Origin of the sequence: Streptococcus symci, assembly GCF_006385165.1 — a bacterium.
GTDB classification, from domain to species: Bacteria; Bacillota; Bacilli; order Lactobacillales; family Streptococcaceae; genus Streptococcus; species Streptococcus symci.
The window spans coordinates 258,496-283,756 of the sequence record NZ_VFJA01000002.1; the positions used below are offsets into that span (position 1 = coordinate 258,496).

Below are 25,261 nucleotides of genomic sequence, written 5' to 3' on the forward strand. Positions count from 1 at the left end.
TTGCCCAATTACGCATAAAACTCCCAGAATGAACTGGGAGTTAGCTAATTTCTATTCTATTTATGTATATTTCTACTGTCGTACCTTTTAAAGGGACAGAATCGATCTTCATCTGATAGTTTTCTCCAAAATGAAGTTTGAGGCGTTGGTCAACATTTTGAAGACCTACTCCTCCACGTTTGAGCTGACTCTGACTACTATCGCTAGGATTTTGGAAGCCAACTCCATCATCCTCAATACGAATGATCAATCCTGAATCCTGTTTCTGGACAGAGACTCTAATATGACCCTGACCTTCTTTCTCCTTGATGCCATGGTAAAGAGCATTTTCTACTAGAGGTTGCAACACCAGCTTGGGCAAGACTAGATTATCAAAGGCAGGATTTTCATTAATTTCGTATTCCAGCTTATCGCCATAGCGTTGTTTCTGGATAAAGAGATACTGGCGGACATGGTTAATTTCGTCAGACAGGCAAATCAAATCTTTACCCTGATTGAGCGCTAGGCGGAAATAAGTCGCCAAGGACTTGGTCACCTGAACCACTCGCTGACTATCCTGAAATTCAGCCATCCAGATGATGGTGTCCAAAGTATTGTAGAGGAAATGGGGGTTAATCTGACTCGACAAGGCTTGAAGTTCATACTGACGGGTCGTTTCTTCCTGTTTGCGCACATCTGCCATCAGCTGATCAATCTGATCCAACATGGCATTAAACTGACGAGTCACTTCTCTCAGTTCATGGGCACCAGTTTCCTTGGCACGAAGATTCTGATTACCAGAAGCAATCTCCAGCATGGTTTCTCTCAAGTCATTCAGAGGAGCAATCCAGCGTTTAAGACTAAGCCACACCAAGCAGAGACAGGCAAGAAGAGATGTGACACTGGCTCCAAGCAAGGTCCACATGAGTTGACTCCGAACCTGGTCTAATTTTTCCAGTGAAGACACTCCTATAACCGTCCAATCAGTTCCTGCAATCTGTTCCTGACTGACGTAGGATTTGTGGTCCAGAGTGTAGTCCTGCCCTGTCTCAATATAGGGTTTCATGGCCTCCATTTCACTAGCTGAGCTATAGACTGTGTGTTTAGGATGGTAAACAAATTCATGGTTTTCATTGATGATAAAGGCAAAGCCCTGCTGACCCAACTGAAGTTGATTTAGATAGGCTTCCAGAGTTTCATAAGAAATATCCAAACGAAGTACGCCGAGATTGACCCCCTTTACATCAACAAGTTCTTGAGTGACAGAAATGACCCACTGACTATCCGATTTACGAGCTGGTGTCAAAACTGGTTTAGCCCCCTGATGAATACCTTTTGGTACCAATCCTCAGCCATCATATCAGAAGAAGTTTTCATCTGCACACTGTCATCTGTAGAAATGACCTGACCGGATTTAGTGACCAGTACCACCGTTTTCAAGTCCTGGTCTGCCTTCAAGATAGTCAAAAATAGATCTCGAATTCCCTTGACCTTGTCTTGATTGGGGTTCTCAGCATAAGCTAGAACATCCGTCTGCTGGGTCAAACTGGTAGAGGTGGTTTCTAATTTTTTGATATAAGACTGGATAAAGTGGCTAGTCTGACTGATAGTCGTTTGGCTATTGCCCTCAATAGTAGCCTCAATGGCTGATGAACTAGATTGATAGTAGAAAGTCCCGACCAGAGCTAGGAGAATGAGAAAGACCAGAAAGATAGAAATAACCATTCTAACTAGGAGTGAAGAACGCTTCATCGACCTTCCCCCTTCTTAAACTGACGAGGTGTCACACCTGCAATCTGTTTAAAACGTTGGGTAAAGTAGTTCATATCTTCAAAACCAACCTTCTCTGCAATCTCGTAAATTTTCAGATCCGTAGTTAAAAGCAAGAGCTTGGCCTGTTTGACACGTTCTCGCACCAAATAATCCTGAAAAGGTAGGCCCAACTCTTTCTTAATCAAAGAACTCAGATAAGTCGGACTAAAGCCCAAGTCACTGGCCAAAGACTTTAAACTAAATTGGCTATCAGCCAGATGGGACTGGATTTTCTGGGCCATATTTCCCTCAAACTTATCGGTCAATAAATCTTGTAATTGCTCTTCCTTTTCTTCCTTATCCAACTTTTGCTTGATTTTCCCCAACATTTCCTCAATATCCTGACGAGAAAAGGGCTTGAGCAGGTAGTCATCCACACCTAGTTTGACAGCAGACAAGGCATAATCAAAATCATCGTAGCCTGTTAAAAAGACCAAATGAACCTGAGGATAGGTTTCTCGGACCAGACTGGCCAACTGGATGCCATTTAGCTGAGGCATGTTGATATCAGTTAAAATGATATCTGGCACCTGCTTTTGAATCAATTCCCAAGCCTGCCTTCCATTTTCAGCCTGACCGATGATTTCCATATCGTAGGCTGCTACATTGACCAGCTTGGTCAAACCTTGTCTTACCAGATATTCATCTTCTACGATTAAGATTGTGTAGGTCATGCTTCTCTCCTTTGTCACTTACTAGTATCAGTATAGCAAAATTCTCCTCTAACTGCTTAGGAAATCCCTCTTAATCGACATAATCTAGTAAATAAGCGTAGCCTTTTTCTTCCATTTGATCTTTGGGAATAAAGCGGATAGAGAGACTATTAATACAGTAACGCAAGCCACCCTTGTCCTGAGGCCCATCTGTAAAGACATGGCCAAGGTGAGAATCTCCAACTCGGCTTCGCACTTCCATTCGCGTCATATTGTAAGACTTATCTTCCTTGTAGGTAGCAACATCTGGACTGATTGGTTGGGTAAAACTAGGCCAGCCACAACCAGACTCAAACTTGTCCTTTGATGAAAAGAGGGGTTCGCCAGTTGCCACATCCACATAGATACCGGATTCAAATTTGTCCCAGTAGCGGTTTGAAAAAGCCCGTTCTGTTTGATTTTTCTGGGTAACTGCATACTCCTCAGGCGACAAGGTCTTTTTCAATTCTTCATCGCTTGGTTTAGGATATTTGCTGGCATCGATGACGGGATAGGCCGCCTGATTGACATTGATATGGCAGTAGCCATTTGGATTTTTCTTGAGATAATCTTGATGGTAATCCTCAGCCACCACAAAATTCTTCAAGTTTTCCTTTTCAACTGCCAGAGGTTGGTCGTATTTCTTAGCCACCTCATCAAAGACTTGGTTGATTACCTCCAAATCCTTGTCATCTGTGTAATAAACACCGGTACGATACTGGGTTCCCACATCATTTCCTTGTTTATTTTTGCTGGTTGGATTGATAATGCGGAAATAATGGAGCAAGATTTCCTTGAGGGAAATTTGCTTGGCATCATAGGTAACATGGACGGTTTCCGCATGTCCAGTTTGGTTAATCAATTCGTACTTGGTTGTTTCCCCTCTACCGTTTGCATAGCCTGAAACGGCATCTGTCACTCCGGGAACGCGTGAGAAGTATTCCTCCACTCCCCAGAAACAGCCTCCAGCTAGATAAATTTCATGCAAATCTGCATCTTTACTCACTTCTGTTTTTTTCACTGTTTTTCCTCCTTGGCTAACTGATGCTTTCTCAATTTGCGAGCTATCTGTCTGCCCTGCATTTCGCATCAATAGAAAATAGAAACCGGTTATGGCTAGGAAAAAAATCCCTGCCAAGACAAACAATTTTACTTTATCGTTCATGACCTTTCTCTACCCCATTTCTTTCAATTCTTTTAAAATCATATCCTTATCCATAAAACCTGGTTGCGTTTTGACCAGTTTGCCTTCCTTGTCTATAAAGGCTTGAGTTGGGTAAGAACGGACACCATAACTTTCCAAAAGTTTGCCTGATGGATCAATTAGAACTGGAATATTTTTATAATCCAAGCCCTTGTACCAGTTCTTGAAGTCAGCTTCTGCTTGTTCCCCCTTGTGTCCAGGAGACACCACTGTCAAGACCACATAATCATCACCAGCATTTTTAGCAATTTCATCCGTATCTGGAAGACTGGCTAGACAGATGGAACACCAAGAAGCCCAGAATTTGAGATAGACTTTCTTGCCCTTGTAATCAGACAAGCGGTAGGTCTTGCCATCTACTCCCATCAGTTCAAAATCTGCAACCGCCTGACCTTTAGTCGCAGTTTGCGAACTGACTTGTTCTGTTTTTGTTTGCTCCTTCATAGTAGCTTCGTCTGACATATTTTTAGCAGAACAGGCTGCCAAGCAACAGATTGAGCCGACTCCAAGGAGACATGTTTGCCATTTTTTCATTTCTTCTTCCTCTCTATACAAATAATCTTGTTAAAATAGAAGCATTTCCCAAAAGCACCAAGATTCCCATCACAATAATGAGGAAGCCACCCACTTTTTTGAGGGTTCCGAGGTAGGGATGAAGTTTTCGGAAATGTTTCAAAACATAGCTGGAAGCTAGAGCTAGAACCAAAAATGGTAGCGCTAGACCCAGCGTATAGATTAACATGAGACCAGCTCCCTGCCAAGCACCTGAGCCACCTGAAGCCGCTAAAGCCAAAACAGAGCCAAGAACCGGCCCCACACAAGGCGTCCAAGCAAAACTAAAGGTCAACCCCAGTAAAAATGCCTGACTATAGCCCTTACCCTTTTGCCCCTGTCTCTTTAATTGTATCCTTCTTTCCTTGTAGAGTCCCTGAAAATGTAAGACTTCCATCTGGTGCAAGCCCAAGAGAATGATGACCGCACCCGTCACATACTGAAACCAAGAAGCATACAGCAAATTGCCTAAAAACCCAGCTCCATAGCCTAGTAAGATAAAAATAAAGGATATCCCTGCTATAAAGACCAAAGTTCGCAATAGACTAACAAGTGAGATTGAACATTTGCCACTAGAATCCTGAGCACCATCTTTGTCATCCAACAAGACCCCTGCATAGACCGGTAACAAGGGTAAGATACAAGGAGAAAAGAAGGAAAGAATTCCAGCAAGAAACACACTAATAAAAAAGATTATATTATCCATCGCCTTCCTCCATTCTTTGATTTGATAGGACTATTATAGCCCCAAAACTCCAGAAAAAACAGGGACAATGATAGGGAAAAATAGGAATTTAATCAGGTTATGTAAAAAATGTTGCAAAAAAAGCCAGACACAGTCTGACTTTGATGGAAACAGAAAAGAAAATTTACTAGTCTTCCCTACTTATCTGATAATAAATGAGATCCGCAAGATAGCCTTTTCTCTCTACACCATTGGTAATAGTCTTTAGATAGGACATTCCAGCCTTCTCCATGACACGACCTGAAACTGGATTGAGACTAGCATATCGTGCTCTGACCTTTTGAAAGCCTGCTTGAGTAAAACAAAAGTCCAAGACAGTTTTTAAGGCCTCTGTCATAATCCCACGTCCCCAGTAAGCCTTGCCTAGCACATAGCCAATTTCACAAGAAGAATCGTTCTCATCCATTGCAACGATGCTGATATCTCCTATCACCTGTTCTGGCTTTTCTTTGAGACAAATGGCCCATTTGTAATAGTTGGGATTGGCATAGGAGGCAACCCAGTTATGAATCGAATTTCGAGTCACCTCGACATCAGAATGGGGATCCCAAGTGACGTAGGTTAGATTCTCAGCAGAGGAAGCCCAATTCTGAAACATGGCTTCTGCATCACTCTCCATAAATCTTCTCAAAATTAAACGATCTGTCTGTAATGTTTGCGTACCGATAGATTTCATGACGCTACCTCGCTTTCTGATAGATGATTCTATGTCCAACCTCAATTTAAATTTACTTTGCTTTTGAATTTCAAGGTAATAAGCTAAAAAGGTCCCCCGGACTTCCTCGCTTACCTATTTCCATGCTCGGGGTAAAAAGACTAAACTCAGTAACAACTAAAAAACAAGTTTTTCATCTAGTTCCTTGACGCAGTCGCTGTCTGGTTTGAAATGCGCTTTACCAATCTTTTTCAAACCTAGTCATCGTTGCGGGGGTGAGACGACGAAATCGAACTCTGTGAGTTACCAGACCTTCTTCGCTTTCTCATTTCTAGGCTCAGGGTAAAAAGGTCCACTAGAGTTTTCTCGTTTTCCTATTTTTAGACTCGGGGTAAAAAACTAAACTCATTAATAGCTAGAAAACAAGTTTTTCATCTAGTTCCTTGACGCAGTTGCTGTCTGGTTTGAAATGCGCTTTACCAAGCTTTTTCAAACCTAGTCATCGTTGCGGGGGTGAGACAACGAAATCGAACTCTTCGAGTTACCGGACCTACTCTCACTTTTTTATTTCAAGGTGAGAGGCTGAAAACCTCCACTAGAGGTTATTCTTGCTCTCGAGTTTCAAGGCAAGAAGCTAAAAAGGTCCCCCGGACCTTTTTACTCCCAAAAGTCATCAAATACGGTGATTGGTAGGTGCCGTTTATGTTGACCTTTGTGCCACCAGTTTTCAATAGTCGTTTGGGCTTCTGGGCTGATTGTTTTGCCTTCTAGGTAGTCGTCAATCTCTGCATAGGTGACTCCGAGAGCAACTTCATCAGCTAGGCCTGGTTTATCTTCTTCTAGGTCTGCTGTTGGGATTTTTTCATAAAGGGCTGGGTCCGCACCAAGTTCCTTCAATAGTTGTTTTCCTTGGCGTTTATTGAGACGGAACAGTGGTAAAATATCTGCACCACCGTCACCAAACTTGGTAAAGAAACCTGTGATATTTTCCGCGGCGTGGTCTGTTCCAATGACCGCTCCGCTATGGGAACCAGCAAGGGCATACTGAGCAATCATACGGCAACGTGCCTTGATATTGCCCTTGTTAAAATCTGAAACAGGACTACCTGTCGCTTCAACTGCTGCCGTCATGGCGTCAGCTGATTCCTTGATATTCACAACCAAGCTGATATCTGGCTTGATGAAGGCTAGGGCTTTTTGAGCATCTGCTTCATCAGCTTGCACTCCATATGGCAGGCGGACAGCGATAAATTTGTAGCTGTCGTCTCCCGTTTCTGCTCGCAGTTCTTCCATAGCTAGTTGAGCTAAACGTCCTGCTAAGGTTGAGTCTTGTCCTCCAGAAATCCCTAGTACAAAGGTTTTTAGGAAGGGATGTTTTTTCAGATATCTTTTTAAGAAATCAATAGAACGACGGATTTCTTCCTGGGCATCAATCACTGGTTTGACACCCAACTCTTGGATAATCGTTTCTTGCAAACTCATTCTTCTTCTCCTTCACCGAGGGCTTCCTTACGCATTTTGTCAATCAAGTCCATCTTGTCTTGCCATACATCACGCGCCAAATCCACTGGATAATGCTGCGGATTGAGCACGCGCTTGTATTCATCCCAAAGCTTGTCAAATTCCTTACGAGCATAATCCTGAATCTCAGTCAAGCTAGGCAGATTGTAAATCAATTTTCCGTCCTTGAAAATATCCACCAAGAGAGGAACAGCATCAAAATTACGAACCGTCTTCTTGATGTAAGTATAGGTCGGATGGAACATCTTGATTTCTGTCATGCTGGCAACATCTACGCCATCATAAGTGATATAGTCTCCTTCTGACTTGCCTTTTTCACGACTGGTAATGCGCCACACCTGCTTCTTACCTGGCGTAGAAACTTTTTCAGCATTATTTGACAGCTTAATGGTATTGCGCATCTGGCCATTTTCATCTTCAATGGCCACAATCTTATAAACTGCACCAAGAGCTGGCTGGTCATAGGCTGTAATCAGCTTAGTTCCCACACCCCAGACATCAATCTTGGCCTTTTGCATCTTGAGGTTGAGGATGGTATTTTCATCTAGATCATTAGAAGCATAAATCTTAGCCTCTGTAAATCCAGCCTCGTCCAATTGCTGACGGACTTTCTTGGAAATGTAGGCAATATCCCCAGAGTCAATTCGAACACCCATAAAGTTAATCTGGTCACCCAGCTCACGCGCCACCTGAATGGCAGCTGGTACACCGATGCGAAGGGTGTCATAGGTATCCACAAGAAAGACACAGTTTTTGTGGGTCGCAGCGTAAGCCTTGAAGGCCTCATAGTCGTTACCATAAACCTGCACCAAGGAATGGGCATGGGTCCCCAAAACAGGAATGTCAAAGAGTTTACCAGCACGCACATTGCTGGTTCCATTGGCGCCACCAATCACCGCTGCGCGTGTTCCCCAGATAGCCGCATCCATTTCTTGAGCCCGACGTGTCCCAAACTCCATCAAGGGTTCATCTTCGATGACCGAACGGATACGAGCTGCCTTAGTAGCCACCAAGGTCTGGTAGTTGACGATGTTCAAAAGAGCCGTTTCGACCAATTGACATTGGGCTAGAGGACCTTCCACCTGCACAATCGGTTCATTAGCAAAAACCAAGTCCCCTTCTTGGGCAGAACGAACGGTCAACTCCAACTTGAAATTGCGGAGATAGTCCAAGAATGCCCCATGATAACCAAGCGACTCCAAATAGGCAATATCACTATCTGAAAAACGCAAATCTTCAAGATAGCTCACAATTCTTTCCAAACCTGCAAAAACTGCATAGCCGTTCTTAAAAGGCTGTTGGCGGAAATAAACCTCAAAGACCGCCTTTTTATTGTGAATCCCTTGGTCAAAGTAAACCTGCATCATGTTAATCTGGTACAAGTCCGTGTGCAATGTCAAACTATCATCTGGATACATACTTTTCCTACTTCCTTAACTAGAAACCAATGAAAAATTTCAAGAACTTTCATTCATTCCAATAAATTAGTACTATTATAACACATTTTGGCTGGATTGAGAAAAGAGTAACAAGCTATTCTCCACTCTCCAGTTCATCCATATCTTGTTCAAACTTTTTCTGAGTTCATTCGCCATAGCTTTTAAGACCAAGATTGCCAATAAAGACCCAGGGAAGGTAATTGACATAAGTAATAGCCCAAGCAGATAGGTATTTAAAATTTAAAGGATTGTGCTGATAAATTTCGATATTAAATTGATAATTCTGCAACATCAAGAGTGTTGTAATAGCGAGAGTTACCAGCAAACAGCCTAAAATTGTAAAATGAAAACGACTATAGTAGTTCACACCCAAATCTCGAGCACGGCCGAAAAAGTAAAAAGTTCCAATAATGATAATGATGAGAATCATTCTCGGATTAAAAAGACTTGGTGCTAATACTGCAATCATATAAGATAAAAGCAAGAAAGCTATAGAGATATAGAAACTTTCAGCCCCCGCTTTATTGATCAGTTGTTCTTCTCTTTCGTCTAGTAATTGATAATAAAAAAATCTATTTTTCATCTTCTTCCTCCCAAAATAATTGATCCAAAGTTTTGCCTAAGCATCTGCAAATGGACTGGCAGAGGGAAAGACTGGGATTGTATTTCCCCGCCTCTATCAAACCAATAGTCTGGCGCGTCACCCCAACAGCCTCTGCTAGTTGACCTTGTGTTAAATCACGCTCAACACGAGCTAATTTTAATTTTAAATTTTTAGCCACCTGCGTCCTCCTTATAGTTTTAAAAAGTTGCGCTTCTTTTTAAACATATTATACCATATATCTAACTTAATGCAATATATAAATGTCATTTTGTAATATTTTGTTAACAAAAAACTCTCTATCACAAAATAATAGAGAGTTCTGAGTTTAAATATAGGATTTCAAAATATCAACGACATGACTTCTTTGTTTTACTTGGTAGGCTTTGATACCTAGACTTTCAAGCAAGAGCTTAGTCATAGTTCTGGTAGCCCATTTGACATAACTTTTATATAAAAATCCAACATATTTAAAACTACAGATTATATTTAAATTTCAAAATTACTTTTCTTTTTCTAAACCAGAAATATATAGTAAGCCTAATAGCAATTTTATTTCTTGTGTTTTTTTCATTACATCAACTTTTGTTATAATTCTAGTTCCCCCATGCGTTGACAGGTTAAGAAATTCTAAAAAGCTTTTACTTTCATCTCTAGAACTAATTGTGCTACGTAAAGAATTCAAAACTCGCTTATCCGCGTCGTCTAATTCACTACTATCAATCAAACCTTTTCCTTCCTCAATTACTTTTCTATAGTTTTGCAATAAACTTTCTGTCTTAGCTATTTTACTATTATCCAAAATATCATTTACAACAATTTCAATTAAAGTTCGATAAGCTGCAACTGCTACAAAACTATAATCTTCAGTACTAAAAATTCGATTAATTTCTCCTATAAAACTGACAACATCTGACCTAAAGTTAACTTCTTTGTTTATAGGCATATTAACTAAATTACTCTTAGAAGATTCTGGTTGAGCAATATAAAAGTTATCCTCTACTACTCTAAACGTAAAATCAGCTTCATGAATAAGTTCTGTTTTCTTATCTGTTATTATAATTGAAATTGTATTTTCATTTAATCGACCAAAATTTATTATACCTTTATTAAAATTTATAGTAGGATTACTTTTTGTATCAATTTCAAAAGATAAGCCCTTATCCTCTTCACCAAAACTATTTATAAAAGTGAATAAATCATCAACTTTATAATCTATCCCCTTCTTGAGTATATTTTCTCTTTGACTGATTTTAGGTTGAGCTGGCTTCCTTAAAATTATCTTTAGAGAAGAGACTGTAGTATCTGTCTCTTGCCTAATGATCCATTCCCCTTCTTGGAGTTTATTAAATTCTCTTACTTTTTCTTCGTTAAAATAAATGTCTGTAGCAACTTGAATTAATTCCTTTAAATTAGGAATCTTCTTGTCTAGATCATCTATATCAATCCATGATTCAACTACCCCCAAATTTATTGTTTCTTTAGTCTTTGGAATAATATCCAATAGAATTTCCTTATCAAAAAGAGTACATTTTAATTTGTCTCCTTGTTTTTCAAAAATTATAAAATCTTTTAATTTAAAATCTGGTCTAATATTTTTTTTAAGATTGCTGAGATCAGAAGTTTCTTCTAAAGATATCCTATTTTGAATAAATGTTTTGCGAGGAAAATCTCTTAATTCATTTTTTAACGAAGAGCCGATTCTCTGAATTTTTTCGTTTATTCTTTCAATGAATTTAGCTATATCATCAGTTAACTTACTCTGAGAAAATTGAGTTCGATCAGAATTAAACTGTATGGCTGAATCACTAGATTTAATTGAAATATAACCAATTAATTGCTTTAATACATCGCTATATTTTTTGGTCACCATTAATTCAGTATCAAATAATAGATAGTTGTTAAACAAATTATTATTGATATAAACCAAAGGTGTTAAATTGTTATTATTAGGATTGTAAAATAAAGAGTTAATCTTACTTTTTCCATTTGGGACGAGATAAAAAGCAGCTAGATTCATCTCAACAGAATACCTATCTGAGTCAAAACTAAATTTTTCAGAGTAGATATCCTCACCATTTTTCTTAAACACTAACAAACATTCATTTGAAGAATAATTAATTTCAAATAACTGATCAGAACTATTTTGATTCTCTAACTGGATACTGTAGTCAGTAGAGTATACTTCTCCATCTATATTTAGATTTATAATAAAGTTTCTATCAGCAGAAATTTTCCCATCATTTTTCTCATTATCAATAAAAGAATTTAAAACTTTATTTCGATTGACATCTTTGGTGAGATATTCTTTTAAAGCTTCAAGATTATAATCATCGACTTCAATTTGGATTAAAGTCCCTACAAAATCCCCTGAACCTACAAGCGTGACATCTAAGCATTTATCTGTTATATTATATTCAGAAATCAAAGAATCAAAATCTACAGCAAAATCTGAAATTTGATTATTACGTGATGTTTTCCAATATACTTTTTTACCAAACTTAAAAACAGACAAGAACCCTAACCCCTTTGACCCTTGAGTCAGGCGTATAGTACCATTATAAGAGATAATTTCTCCATATTGTTTATCACTACTTGATATATGGAATAATTTCTTAATTCCTTCTGTATCCATACCAATACCATAATCTCGAATAGTGAGTTTTTTTGATTCCGAATCCAATATAATATCAACACTGGGAGAAAACGCATCGTACGCATTTTTTATTAACTCATTTAATGCAATAATATTATTAGGAATTTTTTCTGATAATTCACTCAATATATTACCTGCTACAGTAATAGGTACTTGTTCAACTTTATTAGGCATCTAAATCTCCTTTATTTTTCTTAATATCAAAACATATTCTTGATTCATTGATTCCACTGATTTATCTTTTACTTTAGAAACCCGTCTTGGCATTCTCTTTATAGGTATATTACGTGTAATAGAAGCTTCCAACTCAAAACCAATATTTTCAAAAAATTCCTGCGTAATACTTGATAATGGCACTACTTTATTATCAACACGTCGATCACCTAAAGTTAAAACTATTCTCTTATCCTTTTTTAGAACACGTCCCATTTGCATCATCACTTCCAAATAGTCTATTACAAAATTTTCCACTTTTTTTCGCTTATCTTGAGATATACTTTCAAGATAATCAGATAAATAGTGTGACTGATGCTTTTGTTTATTTCTTTTGCCAGATCCACCTAAACTATTTGAATCAATACTTGAATAATTATCTATTAAATTTTCAGAAAAAACCTCCAAATCCTTCCTATCAATCCAATATATCGGTAGCATAGAGTACTGTCCATATGTTACAGTAGTTGAATTATCTCCATACGGAGGAGAAGTAACAATCAAATCGACAGAATCGCTCTTCATTCCAAATAAAATATCTTCCGATTTTCCTATTTTTAAATCAATTTTTTTACTTCTGTTATAATCAGGTAAATATTGAGAGTATTCGTTAATGCTCTTTATAAAATCTTCAACGATGTGGTTTTCCATCTTTTCAATAGCGCTTTGCTCTTTTATATGCAATTTAAATGTTGAACTTCTTGTATTACTGTATTTTTTTAAAATATTAATTAAACACACCCAATAATACTGTCTTACGTATCTGTATTTTTCTCTCTGAATAGCACTACGAATTTTACTAAACGTTATTATAAAATCTTTTCGATACCATTTTTCTATATTATAAAAATAGTGTTTATCAAATTCAAAACTATTGCTTTTTAAAAATTTCTCAATTCTATTATTTGCTATATATATATATATTTTGTTAACACCTTGCAGCTTAACTTTTGTAATAAGATTAGCTAAAGGGTTAATATCTATGCCAATCGGAAAAAGGTTATTCTTTTCACCCTCTACTAGTGTTGTTCCAGAACCATGAAAAGGATCAAGAATATTTGTAATAGATGAATCTTCACTTTTAATTAGTTTAATTAATTCATATTGCATATCAGGAACCATCGTAGCTGGATAAGCACTAATTTTATGCATGCCTGAAGCAGTTACATTTTTAAAGTCCCAGTAATCAATTTCTTTTTCTTTTATTTTATCTACTAAATTCGACTTCAACAATTTAGCCCCCAACTAATATTTTTCTATTATGCACCCTAAGTATAGCATAGAATTTTTTGAACGTAAAGAAATAATATAATTAATCTGTTAAGGAAAATTAAATAGGTTTCTATTAACAAAAAACCTCTACCACCTAAATGATAGAGAGTTTCTGCTTATTCAATTTTTTTCAAAACATCTACAGCATCGTAGGATTTCACATCTAATGTCTCAGCTGCGATTGTATTGTCCTCAATATCAGCTAGAAAGACACAATTTCTAGATTATAACTGCTAATTATTGATAGTTACTCATATCCATCAGTCCACCTCCATACTTATGTCAAGCCCCCCTCTTTACTTTATGATTTCATATTCTCGTTACAAATTCTTTTGGTAATAATATCTTTGCCCAATGTAGGGATAGTCTTGCAAAGCAAAGACTTCCTTGTAGCCATGCCTTTTATAAAAATCTGGAGCTTGAAACTGGTAAGTATTGACAAAAGCAAAACGACAGTTTCGATTCTTAGCTTCAGTTTCTGCTTGCTGCAATAGTTTTGAACCGATTCCTTGCCCTCGCAGTTCCTCTTTTACAAATAAATACTCTATTTCTAGCCAATTTCCAAAAGTCTCTGCTATCAAACCTGCCAGGAGATTGCCCTTTTCATCTTCGACATAAAGGTTCAATGGCTCACTTTCAGCCTCTTCTCTTTTTGAACGATTATAAGCACGAATCAGATTCCCTATTTCTTGTGATTTATAGGATTCCTTATCTTCCAATCTAAAGTACATCTAAATCTCCTTAAATACTGTTACAGCTTGATTATAGTCTTATTTCAATAGACTGTCAAACTAGAAAAACCCACCAACCTGAGTTGATGAGTTTCAAATCTATTTTCTAAATTTCCACTGGCTATAAATACCAAAACCGATAATCCAAATAGCTGAACCAATTGCTCCTACAAATGTAGACTCTTGTAAAAAGAGGGTTACAAAGACAAAGGCAAAGAAGAGCATGGTTAAGGGATTTAGGAAACGATAATGCGGCATGAGATAGCCATCTGCCATAAAGTCTGGTGACTTGCGGTATTTAAGGTGAGCCACCATAATCAAGATATAAATCGCGATATAGACACCTGATGATGATGCCGTAATCAAGGCAAAGGCATCGGAAACACCTGGCAAGATATTGATAAAGGCTGCTAGGGCAATCAAGATTGCTGAAGCGATGATAGCATTTTGTGGTACATTGTGGCGAGAAAGAGTATCTGCTTTAATTGCTTTTAGGAAGCGATTTGGCGAATCATGGGCAATCTGGTATAAATGACGCCCTGTTGAGTAGAGAGTTGAGTTAAGAGCAGATGCTGCTGAGGTCAAAACGACGAAGTTAATCAAGGCTGCTGCCCACTTGATACCTGCCAATTCAAATACTGTAACAAAAGGTGAATCAGCCGATGCAAGCTCACGCCATGGAATGATAGCCATGATGGCTAAGAGGGCACCACCGTAGAAAAAGGCGATACGCAAAGGAATTTCCTTAACGGCTTTTGGCAAGACTTGACGTGGATTTTTGGTTTCTGAAGTTGTGACCCCGATAAACTCAATCATAAGGTAGGCAAAGAAAACCATCTGGAAGGCCATGACAAAGTTAACTCCACCATTTGGGAAGAGGGAGAAATTGTCAGCAATATTAGCCAAACTTGCTACTCCATGAGGTGTCTTAAAGCCAGTCAAGACCATAAAGACTCCTGTAGCGATCATAGCTAAAATAGCCACAATCTTAACCATAGCAAACCAAAACTCAACTTCTCCAAAGAGCTTAACCGCAATCAGATTGACCAAGGCTAGAATGGTCAAAAATCCAATCTCAATCATCCAACTTGGCCAGCTAGGAAACCAGAACTGAACATAGTGAGAGATAGCAGTGATTTCCGCCATACCGATAAAGACAACGGATAGCCAGTAGGACCAAACCGAGAAATAACCCCAGCCCTTACCCAAATGGCGCGTGATAAAGTTGATAAAGGTATGTTGCTCAGGGTCTTGGTAGAGCATTTCCCCAACTGCACGCATCATAAGGAACATGAAAGCCCCCGTAATCATATAAATCAGTACAATGGAAGGACCTGTTAGGCTAATTGAGCGACCTGCTCCCAAAAAGAGTCCTGTTCCGATTGTCCCAGCGATGGCCATAACCTGTACGTGACGATTAGTTAAACCACGCTCCATCTTATTTTTTTTCTTCTTTGAACTCATATAGTCTCCAATTCTTTTTAAACCTAAAAAGGAGCAAAGAAGGATTTTTCCCTCTTTTTACTCCTTTTAATCATTAGGCTGTTTTTTCAACCTTCAAGATTTTTACATCATAGCTACCAACAGGTGTTTCAATTGTTGCTGTATCACCTGTTTTCTTGCCAATCAAGGCTTGTCCAATTGGGCTTTCATTTGAAACTTTACCTGCAAAGGCATCCGCACCCGCTGAACCTACGATAATATAAACTTCTTCTTCGTCCTCACCAATTTCTTGGATAGTGACTGTTTTACCAATCGCTACTTCGTCTTGGGCAACTGAGTCACTATTGACGATTTCAGCATAACGGATTTTTGTTTCCAAGCTAGAGATTTGTCCTTCGACAAAGGCTTGTTCATCCTTAGCTGCTTCGTATTCACTGTTTTCAGAAAGGTCACCGTATGAACGGGCAATCTTAATGCGTTCTACCACTTCTGGACGGCGGACCAATTTCAATTCTTCTAATTCTTTTTCAAGTTTTTCCTTTTCCTCAAGGGTCATAGGATATGTTTTTTCTGCCATTTTTCTCAACTTTCCTTCGATAATATTGAATCTCTATCTGAGATTCTCATTTGTGTAGTCTTAGTTTGAACTACTATTTTGAGTAAGCTTGCTATTGACGTGCTCAGCTACATTACGATCATGTTCTTCCTGTGTCACTGCGTAATAGACTTTACCATCTGTAACATTGGCTACAAAGTATAGGTTCTCACTCTTAGTTTGATTGATACTTGCTTCAATCGCGTCCTGACTTGGGCTATCTACTGGACCAGGCATCAAACCAGGTTTTGTATAAACATTGTATGGTGAATTAATCGATGTATCAATTCCAGCATCATCTGCTAGGCTGATATTTTGACCAAGTTTCCCTTGGGCATACAAGATTGCAATATTGCTTTGAAGTGGCATACCAAGATTCAAACGGTTGTAGAAAACACCCGCAATCAACTTACGGTCTTCAGTCTTAGCCCCTTCTTTTTCAACCAGTGAAGCAATTGTTAGCAATTCATTGACTGTCAAGTTCTTAGACTTAATTGCACTATAGTGCGGAGTCAAGGTCTTATCCATAGCTGCCAGCATCTCATCAATCAAGCTTTCAATAGTTGTGCTTTCCTTGATAGAGTAGGTCGCTGGGAAAAGATAACCTTCCAAACGGTAACGAGCTCCACTTTCTTTCGTTGGCAAGCTTTCGAGTAGGTTTGGATATTTAGCAACTTCTTGACTGATAAAGTTGTCATCTTGCACTTTAGCCAAGAAAGTTTCCGCTGTCAAAGGTTCTTTAAATTCACCTTGTAATTGGCCTACAGCTTGGGCAATTTGATCAATCGTATATCCTTCTGGAATTGTCAAGTTTGCAAGAGATGGAGCCTGAGGTTCAGGTGTACCACCTTTTTGCAGTTCCTTAATGATGTCCTCTGTACTCATGCTCTTTTGCAAATTGTAATATCCAGCCTTCAAATCTGAATAATTCTTATATTTTGCATAGAAAGCAAAAATCACACCGTGTTTAATCACACCAGAATGCTCAAGAGTTGATCCGATTTCTTGGACATTGGCTCCTTCTGGAATTTGAACAGTCACATATTCCTTAGAATTTGCATCAACAGGTAGCAAGGATGATTGAACATACTGATAACCGAAGTAACCACCTGCCGAAATCAAGGCTAGGAAAATCAGTAGAGAAATGAAGAATGCCTTCAAATGTGATTTTTTCTTCTTAACTGGTTTAACTGTCTCACGGCGACTACGTCTAGGAACTGAACCTAGGCTATCTGCCGATTCAGCTGACTCAGACAACTCATTATCCACTGTAGGAGTACTAACTTCTTCCTGTTGTCTACTTGTTTTATACGACACCGCAACCTTTGTTGGAATCTCGTTAAATTCTTTGTCTTCGTTAAGTTTTACAGGTTCTACTTTTGGTTGAACTGGCTCGAAAACAGGTTCTACTGGTTCAACTACCGCTTCAATTTTAGGTTCTGCAACTTCTTCATTTCCTGCAATTTCATCCGAAATATTATTAGAACGTGATGGAACACCAGGAGCATTCTTTAATATTTGATCCACAACAGAAAGAGAATTAGCCATCAACTCTTCTGCTGAAGGTTCATGTTCCTGAGTTGAAGGATCTACTGAATCTTCTTGAGATAAAGGAGTTTCAAAACTTGTAATCTCGTTTTCTTGCTCACTTCTATCTTGTTTTTTTACTCTCTCTAAATCACGTAAAATTTGCTCTTTAAAGCTTAATTTTTCGTCTTCTCTTGTTTTTTCACTCAAAAGTTTATCCTCCTCGTTGACAATCCATAATATTATATCTTAAAAACGAAAGAAAAGCAACCTAGCATGCTTTTCTCGCTTATTTTTTAGCTTCCCAGACCATATCATACCAGGTTTCCCCTGCAAAGGTTGACTGAGACCGGCCTTCATTGACAAATCCATGTTTTTCGTAGTAGGCGATGAGATAGTCATGACAGGTTAGGTTAATACCTTCTCTTTCGTGTTCAAGAGCCAACTCTTTCAAGGCTGTTAATAATTTTTGACCAAGTCCAAGGCCCTGTGCTTCCTTGGCAATAGAAAGACAGGTCACAGAGATATAACCACTCGGCTCATGACTATAATCTTCTATCTCTTCTGTAAAAGACTGATCTTGCAGATGGCGGTATGGTCCAACTGGCCCTTCTATATACCCCATGATTCTGCCTTCTTTTTCTGCAACCAGAAACGAGGTCTGAATTTTTCGCAAATGAGCTTCAAAAACCGAGCGAGGAATGGCTTCTTCAAGTGAGAAATTTTCTAGTTCAATCTCAACGATACGATCTAAATCTTCTAATCTTGCTTTCCTGATTTTCATTGTGCCTCCAGATAAAAGGGATTAAACCAAATCATACTAAAACCTTGACTAGCTGCATAAAGGGAAGTTTCTTCATCAATAAAACCGTTCATTTCAAAATAGGATAGCAACTCATCAGGACTCTTCAAACGAATAGCTTTGTAATCCAGCTCAACCGCCACCTCTTTCAAGGCTGCAAGAAGAAGCGTGCCCAAGCCCTGTCTCTGATGGCCAGAGTCAATGACTAAAGAATGCATTTCTAGACATTGCGGATTATGTGGCTGAGGATCGCCTAGAACATAGCCCAGAAGCTGATTTTCATCCCTAGCTAGAAGAAAGGTATCCGCACACTTACGGATACTTTCTTCTAAAATATGGGAAGGTTGCTGATTTTCAGCTGGAAAAGATGAGGCCTGAAGTGCCTCTATCTCAGTTAAATCAGACTTACTTGCCCGAATGATTTTAATTGGAATTTCCATGAGAACTTCCTATTGAACATTGCTTGTCAGGTTAGACAAGAGACGCTCGAATGAATATTCATAGGTTTGGATATCTCCTGCTCCCATAAAGACGTAAACAGCATTGTCATGGTCTAGGAGTGGAGAAACATTTTCAACAGTAATCACTTGGTGTTTCTTGTTAATTTTATTAGCTAGGTCTTCTACCTTAACATCTCCATGGTCCACTTCACGAGCAGATCCATAAATTTGGGCTAGGTAAACTGCATCCGCTTGGTTCAAAGCGTGGGCAAATTCGTCCAACAAAGCGATTGTTCTTGTAAAAGTATGCGGTTGGAAGACTGCAACAATTTCCTTGCTTGGGTATTTCTGACGAGCCGCATCCAAGGTTGCAATAATTTCTGTTGGATGGTGGGCAAAGTCATCGATAATCACCGTGTCATTGACAATTTTCTCAGTGAAACGACGCTTAACACCGGCAAATGTTTTCAAGTGTTCACGCACCAAGTTCAAATCAAATCCTGCTGTGTAAAGAAGACCAATAACGGCTGTCGCATTCATGATATTGTGACGACCAAAGGTTGGAATGTGGAATTGCCCTAATTCTTGACCACGGAAATGAACTGTGAAGGTTGAACCAGTTGTAAAACGAAGAAGGTCGCTAGCTACAAAGTCATTGCCTTCTGCTTCAAAACCATAATAGTAGATTGGTGCATCAGACGTAATCTTACGTAACTCAGCATCTTCACCGTAGATAAACAAACCTTTGGTAATTTGTTTAGCATAGTCGTTAAAGGCATTGAAAACATCCTCTAGACTTGTGAAGTAGTCTGGATGGTCAAAGTCAATATTGGTTATGATAGAGTATTCTGGGTGGTAAGGCATGAAATGACGCTCATATTCGTCAGATTCGAAGACAAAATATTTGGCATTGGCTGAACCACGACCTGTCCCGTCTCCAATCAAGAAGCTAGTATCTGTGATATGAGACAAGACATGAGACAACATACCCGTTGTTGAAGTTTTTCCGTGCGCTCCAGCAACTCCCATGCTGACAAAGTCACGCATAAAGCTACCTAGGAACTCATGGTAACGTTTGTAACTAATGCCATTTTGGTCCGCATAGGCAATTTCGACGTTGTTATCTGGACGAAAGGCATTTCCAGCGATAATTTCCATATCACCGTCTAGATTTTTTTCATCAAAAGGAAGAATAGTAATCCCTGCCTGCTCAAGACCACGTTGAGTAAAGTAGTACTTTTCAACATCTGATCCCTGTACCTTATGCCCCATTTGGTGCAACATCAAGGCCAAGGCACTCATACCTGATCCCTTAATTCCGATAAAATGATATGTCTTTGACATGTTTTCTCCCCTATTCCGTAATTCTTGTCAGATTCAACTCTTGGGCCACCTGACGTTCTTGTTCTTTTTGTTGATTCTTTTTATTGTAGATTTGGCTCTTCTTCAGAAAATCATAGTTGTTTTTCTTTGGACTTGAAGTTTCTTTCGACTCAGCTTGAGTCGACATATTGTTCACTTCTTCCGCCAAGATGTAATGAGACTGAGTCAATTTTTGACTGTATTTGACAAATTCACCAGGATTTTCCTTTTGGAAAGGAGCTGTAGGTTGATTGCCCTGTCTAACTAGACTTGGCTGAGAATGGCGTCTTGTAGGAGTAATATCCTTAGTCAGATAACTTGCTGAGCGTTTCTTTTTCAAGTCCGCACGCGCTTCTTCACGCGCCACCTCCGCATAGCTCTTTCCTTCTTTTTTTACTCCTAAGCTAGCCTTCTTAGGTTTCTCTACTGGCTTTTCAATCGGTTTTTCTGGTCTTTCTTCAGTAATAGGGGCCCACTCCAGATAATTCTTATCACGGTATTCTCCCTTGATATTACTGATAAAGTCAGACTCATCATAGAGGTCCATAACCGGCATCTCAGTCAGCATGACCTCATCATCTGACACTAATGGAAATCGTTCTTCTCTCATTTTCTATTTCCTTTCAACACTTCATTATAGCGTATTGTCTTGATTTTTCAAGTGCTGGCTTCAGAAATTCCTAAAATTTCTCTAATTTCTGCTAGGGTCAGACTGCCACGTGACTCTGTGCCATCCAATACTTGTGACACCAGATGTTTCTTTTGTTCTTGGAGTTCCTGAATTTTTTCTTCAATGGTTCCCTTGGTCACCAAGCGATAAACCTCAACCGTTTCTTCCTGACCCATCCGATGGGCACGGCCAATGGCTTGCGCTTCCACCGCAGGATTCCACCAAAGGTCAACCAAAATAACCGTATCAGCACCTGTCAGATTCAGACCGACACCACCAGCCTTAAGGGAAATCAGAAAGGCATCTCTTTCTCCTTGGTTAAAGGCCTTGGTCATGTCTTGTCTTTCCTTGGCTGGGGTCGAACCGGTAATTTTAAAGGAAGTCAAGCCCAAGTCTGGCAGTTCTTGTTCAATTTTCTCCAACATTCCCTTGAACTGTGAGAAAATCAAGACACGGTGTCCGCCGTCTGCCACCTGTACCAGCAGGTCTCGGAGACTATCCAGTTTACCACTGGCACCCTGATAATCCTCCATAAAGAGGGCAGGGGTGTCACAGATTTGGCGCAAGCGCATCAGACCAGACAAGATTTCCACCCGACTTCGCTGGAATTCCTGATCTGACACTTGAGCCAGACGGTCTCGCATCTGTTGCAACTGAGCTAGGTAAATAGCCTTTTGCTGGTCTTCCAGTTCATTCTTGTAAACCACTTCAATCAAGTCTGGTAATTCAGTCAGCACTTCTTCTTTCTTGCGCCTCATAACGAAAGGTTTGATAAACTGAGCAACGCGCTCAGCTGGTAATTTCATAAATTCTTTCTTGCTTGGCAAGAGTCCTGGCATGACGATTTGGAAAATAGACCACAACTCACCCAGATGGTTTTCAATAGGAGTTCCTGACAAGGCAAAGACTGACGGCACCACAAATTGTCTCAAGGTCTGGGCAATCTTAGTTTGGGAATTTTTCATGACCTGAGCTTCATCTAAGAAAAGGAAGTCAAAGGCCATCCCCTGATAAAGATCACTATCCTGACGGAAGGTAGCATAGCTCGTCACATAGATTTGATGGCTCTCGGCAAGAATCTCCTCACGACTAGCTTTCAAACCATGAACAACAACCACATCCAACTGTGGAGCAAATTTCTGAAATTCATCTGCCCAGTTGTAAATCAAACCCGACGGAGCGAGAATCAAGACTCGACTTTCTTTTGTCACTTGGCTGGTCAAAAATGCAATGGTCTGCAGGGTTTTACCAAGTCCCATATCATCAGCTAAAATCCCACCAAAACCATAATGATGGAGCATTTGCAACCAACGAATTCCCTTTTCCTGATAATCTCGTAAATCAGCCTGAACCTGAGTTGCTTGCAAAGGAAAGTCCTCTGGATGCGTCAAATCCTGGGCCAGATTCTGGAATTCTTGTGAAAAAGAAACACGATCTCGTCCTTCAAAGAGATGGGCTAAACTATAAGCCAAAGATTTTCGAGCCTGCAAGGCCCCATCTTTTAATTCAAACTGCCCCAGTTCCTGTAGATTTTGGCGAATTTTCTTGGTTTCTTCATCGAAAAAGTAGACTTGATTGGACGCACCAATGTAAAAATCTTGATTGGCAACCAAGGCCTGCATGGCTTGGTCAATTTCCTCTTGGGCAATATCTTGAAAATCAAACTGGATTTCCAAGAGACCTCCCTTGGAAGCAATCTGCACTTGAGGGCTTGCTAGGCTATAAATTTCTTCTAGCTTGTCTGATAGATCAACATTCCCGAGTTTTTCAAAAACTGGAATGATGTCATGGAAGAAATGATAAACAGACTCGGCTTTTAAGGCCTGACGCCAAGATTGAAAGTCTGCTTCAAATCCAGCTGCCAAACAGACTTGGAAAACTCTTTCTTCTAAGTCAGCATCACTCGAAAAAGGTAATTCTTCTAGCTCTTGTCGGCTAGATACCTTCCTGTCTCCATAATCAAACTGAATTTCTAAACGAATCCGATTGTCTTCTTCCCTATCAAAGTAAAAAGAGGGTTCAAAAGTTTTGATATGTAGACGTTCTGGAGCTGAAACGGTCCCCATCTGGCTAAAAAGAGTTAAACAGGAAGCCAATTTATCGCGGTCACTGCTATCAAATTGCAAGTATTTCTTTCCATGCTGATCCAAAGGCAACGCTTTGATTTCCTTGAGAAGACGTATCTGCTGGTCTGTTAGAAAATAAACCTGTCCTTTATGGAAAAGTACGGCTCCCTGATAAAAGACATTGACTCTAGGACTCTCACTGATTTCCATTTCAAAATAATCCGAGTATTCTTTTACTATAAAGGCAAATAGATTAGCACCCGCATGCAAATCCTGAAAAATCAGGGTTTGGTAGCTATCTACTTGATGGTCAAATTGAAAATGCGGCAAGGTCATCAGTAAATTCACACCCTGCTCAAAAAAGGTCAGAGGAAAAAAGAGATGCCGACCCTGGTTTTGGAAAAAAAGATCTGGACTAAGTCCTTCCTCCGTTAGTCCCCGCAAAAAAGCCAGAAGCTCTTGACTTGCCTCATCAAAGGCTTCCAAAGACAGAGATTCCTCATAAGTTTTTCCAATCATATAAGGTTTTCTCTTCTCGACGACTTTTAAAAAGAGCGGAATATCCCGAATGACATAGTATTTTTGACTATTGGTTTGCCCGATTCTCAGAGTCCACAAGATACGATTGGTTCCTGCTTCCACCTGACCGACAGCCGATAATTCATAGGCTCGTTCTGTTTTTGGAGACAAGATTCGATCCAAAAACTTGCCTCCCAAGGTCACCTTGGTTTCAACGGCCTCTTTTTCTTCATGACCTTCTTCAAGACCCTGCAAGATTTCTTGGCCACGCTCATCATTTTTCAAAAAATGCTCCAGAGCTGCCAAATGCACACAGTAGCCCCTCTTTTGGAAAAAATCGCAGGCACAAAAAACCAAATCATCCTCTAAACTATAGCGCAGTTCTTCTTCTGCGACGCGAGCGTAGAGCCGATTATTCTTTTCCTTGATGATGTCAACTTTACCAGTTTCATAAAGGGCAACGCCTTCGATACGGACTTTCCCCGGAATCAATTTAGCCATATTTTTACCTTTACCTTATCTTTTTATTATACCATATTTTCCCCTATGAAAATAGCCTTCTAAGGATACTTTTCTCCTAGAAGGCTGGATTTTTAAAGTTTAGCAAAAGTGGTCACGATGCGTTGGCAAACCTCTTCTAGTACTGACTTCGGCATAGCTACATTGAGACGGGCATGGAGACTCCCTTCCTCTCCAAAATCCAAACCACGGTTGAGGATAACCTTGGCTTCATTTCTCAACAGCTCTTGCAATCTTTCATCAGTCAGGTCATAGGCTGAAAAATCAAGCCAAATCAAGTAGGTTCCTTGCGGCTTCATGACCTTGATTTTAGTTTCTTTTTCAAATAGATCGACCACATAGTTGATGTGGTCTTCAAAGACTTGCTTGAGTTCCTCTAGCCAATCCTTCCCATAGCGATAAGCAGCTTCTGTCGCCAGATAACCCAAGCCTGAAATTTCATGTTGATTATTAGCCAACTGGCGTTTCTGGTAAGCCACTCTCAACTTAGGATTTTCAATGACTGCATAGGAATTTTTTGTTCCAGCGATGTTAAAAGTTTTAGTAGCACTGCTTAAGACGATAGCAAATTCTTTAAAGTCAGGGTTGACGGTATTGAAAGACTGGTGTTTGTGACCAAAGAGGGCCAAATCTTGGTGAATCTCATCCGAAACCAAGAAAACACCGTGTTTTTGGCAGAGTTGGCCAATCTTTTCCAACACTTCCTTTTCCCAAACACGTCCACCAGGATTGTGAGGGTTGCAAAGAATATAGAGTTTGACCTCTTCTTCCACCAAATCCTTTTCAAGTTGATCAAAGTCAATCTCAAACAGACCATCCTTTTCCACCAAAGAATTGGTAATCAATCTGCGATTGTTCAACTTGACACTGCGAGCAAAAGGTGGATAGACAGGCGTGTTAATCAGAACCGCTTCGCCTTCTTTTGTGAAAGCTTGAATAGCTGTTGAGATGGCTGGTACCACACCCTCGATAAAGACAAGAGCCTCTTTGTCAAAGTGATAACCGTGTTGTGTTGCTTCCCACTTTTGAACTTCCTTAATTAAATCATCACTGGCATAGGTATAACCATAAACCAGTTGATCCGCATAAGTTTGCACGGCTTGGCGGATTTCAGGCAAGACTACAAAGTCCATATCCGCTATCCAAGCTGGTAGGACTTCACTATCCGTTTCTGCCTCTTTCCATTTATAGGTATGGTGCCCTAAACGATTGGGCAGGCTTGTAAAATCATATTTTCCCATCTTTG

21 protein-coding genes and 1 pseudogene are annotated in these 25,261 nt (G+C 39.5%); all 22 read right to left on the reverse strand.

Annotation, left to right across the window (positions count from 1 at the left end; translation table 11 throughout):
- Nucleotides 1–40 precede the first annotated feature (40 nt).
- Nucleotides 41–1,731 (reverse strand): annotated as a pseudogene (locus FJN11_RS05885) (cache domain-containing sensor histidine kinase).
- On the reverse strand, nt 1,728–2,465 hold the full coding sequence (locus FJN11_RS05890; RefSeq protein ID WP_004261873.1) for a response regulator transcription factor: 738 nt from the start codon (nt 2,463–2,465) through the stop codon (nt 1,728–1,730). Before FJN11_RS05890 ends, FJN11_RS05885 begins: the two are co-directional and overlap by 4 nt.
- Before the next feature lie 70 nt (nt 2,466–2,535).
- Nucleotides 2,536–3,648 (reverse strand): peptide-methionine (R)-S-oxide reductase MsrB, encoded by a 1,113-nt coding sequence (gene msrB, locus FJN11_RS05895; RefSeq protein ID WP_049539830.1) that lies wholly within the window; start codon nt 3,646–3,648, stop codon nt 2,536–2,538.
- A 9-nt stretch (nt 3,649–3,657) separates the two neighbouring features.
- On the reverse strand, nt 3,658–4,221 hold the full coding sequence (locus tag FJN11_RS05900; RefSeq protein ID WP_140224295.1) for a redoxin family protein: 564 nt from the start codon (nt 4,219–4,221) through the stop codon (nt 3,658–3,660).
- Nucleotides 4,222–4,234: 13 nt separating this feature from the next.
- Nucleotides 4,235–4,945 (reverse strand): thiol-disulfide oxidoreductase-associated membrane protein CcdA2, encoded by a 711-nt coding sequence (gene ccdA2 / locus FJN11_RS05905; protein WP_140224296.1) that lies wholly within the window; start codon nt 4,943–4,945, stop codon nt 4,235–4,237.
- A gap of 166 nt (nt 4,946–5,111) precedes the next feature.
- Nucleotides 5,112–5,660 carry a GNAT family N-acetyltransferase gene (locus FJN11_RS05910; RefSeq protein ID WP_140224297.1) on the reverse strand — a complete coding sequence of 183 codons (549 nt, stop codon included), beginning with the start codon at nt 5,658–5,660 and terminating at the stop codon, nt 5,112–5,114.
- 636 nt (nt 5,661–6,296) lie between these two features.
- On the reverse strand, nt 6,297–7,121 hold the full coding sequence (gene nadE / locus FJN11_RS05915; RefSeq protein ID WP_140224298.1) for an ammonia-dependent NAD(+) synthetase: 825 nt from the start codon (nt 7,119–7,121) through the stop codon (nt 6,297–6,299).
- Nucleotides 7,118–8,578, reverse strand: a complete 1,461-nt coding sequence (locus FJN11_RS05920; RefSeq protein ID WP_140224299.1) for a nicotinate phosphoribosyltransferase — start codon at nt 8,576–8,578, stop codon at nt 7,118–7,120. The genes nadE and FJN11_RS05920 overlap by 4 nt, the downstream gene beginning before the upstream one ends.
- Nucleotides 8,579–8,744: 166 nt before the next feature.
- Complete coding sequence (locus FJN11_RS05925; protein ID WP_140224300.1) at nt 8,745–9,182, reverse strand: DUF6773 family protein; 438 nt, start codon at nt 9,180–9,182, stop codon at nt 8,745–8,747.
- Nucleotides 9,172–9,381 carry a helix-turn-helix transcriptional regulator gene (locus FJN11_RS05930; RefSeq protein WP_001107505.1) on the reverse strand — a complete coding sequence of 70 codons (210 nt, stop codon included), beginning with the start codon at nt 9,379–9,381 and terminating at the stop codon, nt 9,172–9,174. Before FJN11_RS05930 ends, FJN11_RS05925 begins: the two co-directional genes overlap by 11 nt.
- 321 nt (nt 9,382–9,702) lie before the next feature.
- Nucleotides 9,703–12,030: an ATP-binding protein gene (locus FJN11_RS05940; RefSeq protein ID WP_140224301.1), complete on the reverse strand. Its 2,328-nt coding sequence runs from the start codon at nt 12,028–12,030 to the stop codon at nt 9,703–9,705.
- Complete coding sequence (locus FJN11_RS05945) at nt 12,031–13,314, reverse strand: DNA methyltransferase (RefSeq protein ID WP_246039364.1); 1,284 nt, start codon at nt 13,312–13,314, stop codon at nt 12,031–12,033. It lies immediately after the preceding gene.
- A gap of 347 nt (nt 13,315–13,661) precedes the next feature.
- Nucleotides 13,662–14,072 carry a GNAT family N-acetyltransferase gene (locus FJN11_RS05950; RefSeq protein ID WP_140224302.1) on the reverse strand — a complete coding sequence of 137 codons (411 nt, stop codon included), beginning with the start codon at nt 14,070–14,072 and terminating at the stop codon, nt 13,662–13,664.
- 99 nt (nt 14,073–14,171) lie between these two features.
- Nucleotides 14,172–15,536 (reverse strand): amino acid permease, encoded by a 1,365-nt coding sequence (locus FJN11_RS05955; RefSeq protein ID WP_049547134.1) that lies wholly within the window; start codon nt 15,534–15,536, stop codon nt 14,172–14,174.
- A 73-nt stretch (nt 15,537–15,609) separates the two neighbouring features.
- Nucleotides 15,610–16,092: a transcription elongation factor GreA gene (gene greA / locus FJN11_RS05960; RefSeq protein ID WP_000818768.1), complete on the reverse strand. Its 483-nt coding sequence runs from the start codon at nt 16,090–16,092 to the stop codon at nt 15,610–15,612.
- 60 nt (nt 16,093–16,152) lie between these two features.
- The gene (gene mltG, locus FJN11_RS05965; protein WP_140224303.1) at nt 16,153–17,847 is read right to left on the reverse strand and encodes an endolytic transglycosylase MltG; all 1,695 of its coding nucleotides are present in this window, start codon (nt 17,845–17,847) and stop codon (nt 16,153–16,155) included.
- 79 nt (nt 17,848–17,926) lie between these two features.
- On the reverse strand, nt 17,927–18,421 hold the full coding sequence (locus tag FJN11_RS05970; protein ID WP_020902221.1) for a GNAT family N-acetyltransferase: 495 nt from the start codon (nt 18,419–18,421) through the stop codon (nt 17,927–17,929).
- Nucleotides 18,418–18,879, reverse strand: a complete 462-nt coding sequence (locus FJN11_RS05975) for a GNAT family N-acetyltransferase (RefSeq protein WP_125386434.1) — start codon at nt 18,877–18,879, stop codon at nt 18,418–18,420. Before FJN11_RS05975 ends, FJN11_RS05970 begins: the two co-directional genes overlap by 4 nt.
- 9 nt (nt 18,880–18,888) lie before the next feature.
- Nucleotides 18,889–20,223 carry a UDP-N-acetylmuramate--L-alanine ligase gene (gene murC / locus FJN11_RS05980; RefSeq protein ID WP_140224304.1) on the reverse strand — a complete coding sequence of 445 codons (1,335 nt, stop codon included), beginning with the start codon at nt 20,221–20,223 and terminating at the stop codon, nt 18,889–18,891.
- A gap of 10 nt (nt 20,224–20,233) precedes the next feature.
- On the reverse strand, nt 20,234–20,851 hold the full coding sequence (zapJ, locus tag FJN11_RS05985) for a divisome accessory protein ZapJ (protein WP_140224305.1): 618 nt from the start codon (nt 20,849–20,851) through the stop codon (nt 20,234–20,236).
- Between the two features lie 47 nt (nt 20,852–20,898).
- Entirely contained in the window at nt 20,899–23,997 is a 3,099-nt protein-coding gene (locus tag FJN11_RS05990) for a pilus expression-regulating Snf2 family helicase (RefSeq protein WP_140224306.1), read from the reverse strand.
- A gap of 92 nt (nt 23,998–24,089) precedes the next feature.
- Nucleotides 24,090–25,256: a MalY/PatB family protein gene (locus FJN11_RS05995; protein WP_140224307.1), complete on the reverse strand. Its 1,167-nt coding sequence runs from the start codon at nt 25,254–25,256 to the stop codon at nt 24,090–24,092.
- Between the last annotated feature and the right edge of the window lie 5 nt (nt 25,257–25,261).

Excerpts from the sequence above, each read along its gene's own strand:
- FJN11_RS05890 (WP_004261873.1), bottom strand. The coding sequence starts at position 2,465 with ATGACCTACACAATCTTAATCGTAGAAGATGAATATCTGGTAAGACAA.
- msrB (WP_049539830.1), bottom strand. The coding sequence starts at position 3,648 with ATGAACGATAAAGTAAAATTGTTTGTCTTGGCAGGGATTTTTTTCCTA.
- FJN11_RS05900 (WP_140224295.1), bottom strand. The coding sequence starts at position 4,221 with ATGAAAAAATGGCAAACATGTCTCCTTGGAGTCGGCTCAATCTGTTGC.
- ccdA2 (WP_140224296.1), bottom strand. The coding sequence starts at position 4,945 with ATGGATAATATAATCTTTTTTATTAGTGTGTTTCTTGCTGGAATTCTT.
- FJN11_RS05910 (WP_140224297.1), bottom strand. The coding sequence starts at position 5,660 with ATGAAATCTATCGGTACGCAAACATTACAGACAGATCGTTTAATTTTG.
- nadE (WP_140224298.1), bottom strand. The coding sequence starts at position 7,121 with ATGAGTTTGCAAGAAACGATTATCCAAGAGTTGGGTGTCAAACCAGTG.
- FJN11_RS05920 (WP_140224299.1), bottom strand. The coding sequence starts at position 8,578 with ATGTATCCAGATGATAGTTTGACATTGCACACGGACTTGTACCAGATT.
- FJN11_RS05925 (WP_140224300.1), bottom strand. The coding sequence starts at position 9,182 with ATGAAAAATAGATTTTTTTATTATCAATTACTAGACGAAAGAGAAGAA.
- FJN11_RS05940 (WP_140224301.1), bottom strand. The coding sequence starts at position 12,030 with ATGCCTAATAAAGTTGAACAAGTACCTATTACTGTAGCAGGTAATATA.
- FJN11_RS05950 (WP_140224302.1), bottom strand. The coding sequence starts at position 14,072 with ATGTACTTTAGATTGGAAGATAAGGAATCCTATAAATCACAAGAAATA.
- FJN11_RS05955 (WP_049547134.1), bottom strand. The coding sequence starts at position 15,536 with ATGAGTTCAAAGAAGAAAAAAAATAAGATGGAGCGTGGTTTAACTAAT.
- greA (WP_000818768.1), bottom strand. The coding sequence starts at position 16,092 with ATGGCAGAAAAAACATATCCTATGACCCTTGAGGAAAAGGAAAAACTT.
- FJN11_RS05970 (WP_020902221.1), bottom strand. The coding sequence starts at position 18,421 with ATGAAAATCAGGAAAGCAAGATTAGAAGATTTAGATCGTATCGTTGAG.
- FJN11_RS05975 (WP_125386434.1), bottom strand. The coding sequence starts at position 18,879 with ATGGAAATTCCAATTAAAATCATTCGGGCAAGTAAGTCTGATTTAACT.
- murC (WP_140224304.1), bottom strand. The coding sequence starts at position 20,223 with ATGTCAAAGACATATCATTTTATCGGAATTAAGGGATCAGGTATGAGT.
- zapJ (WP_140224305.1), bottom strand. The coding sequence starts at position 20,851 with ATGAGAGAAGAACGATTTCCATTAGTGTCAGATGATGAGGTCATGCTG.
- FJN11_RS05990 (WP_140224306.1), bottom strand. The coding sequence starts at position 23,997 with ATGGCTAAATTGATTCCGGGGAAAGTCCGTATCGAAGGCGTTGCCCTT.
- FJN11_RS05995 (WP_140224307.1), bottom strand. The coding sequence starts at position 25,256 with ATGGGAAAATATGATTTTACAAGCCTGCCCAATCGTTTAGGGCACCAT.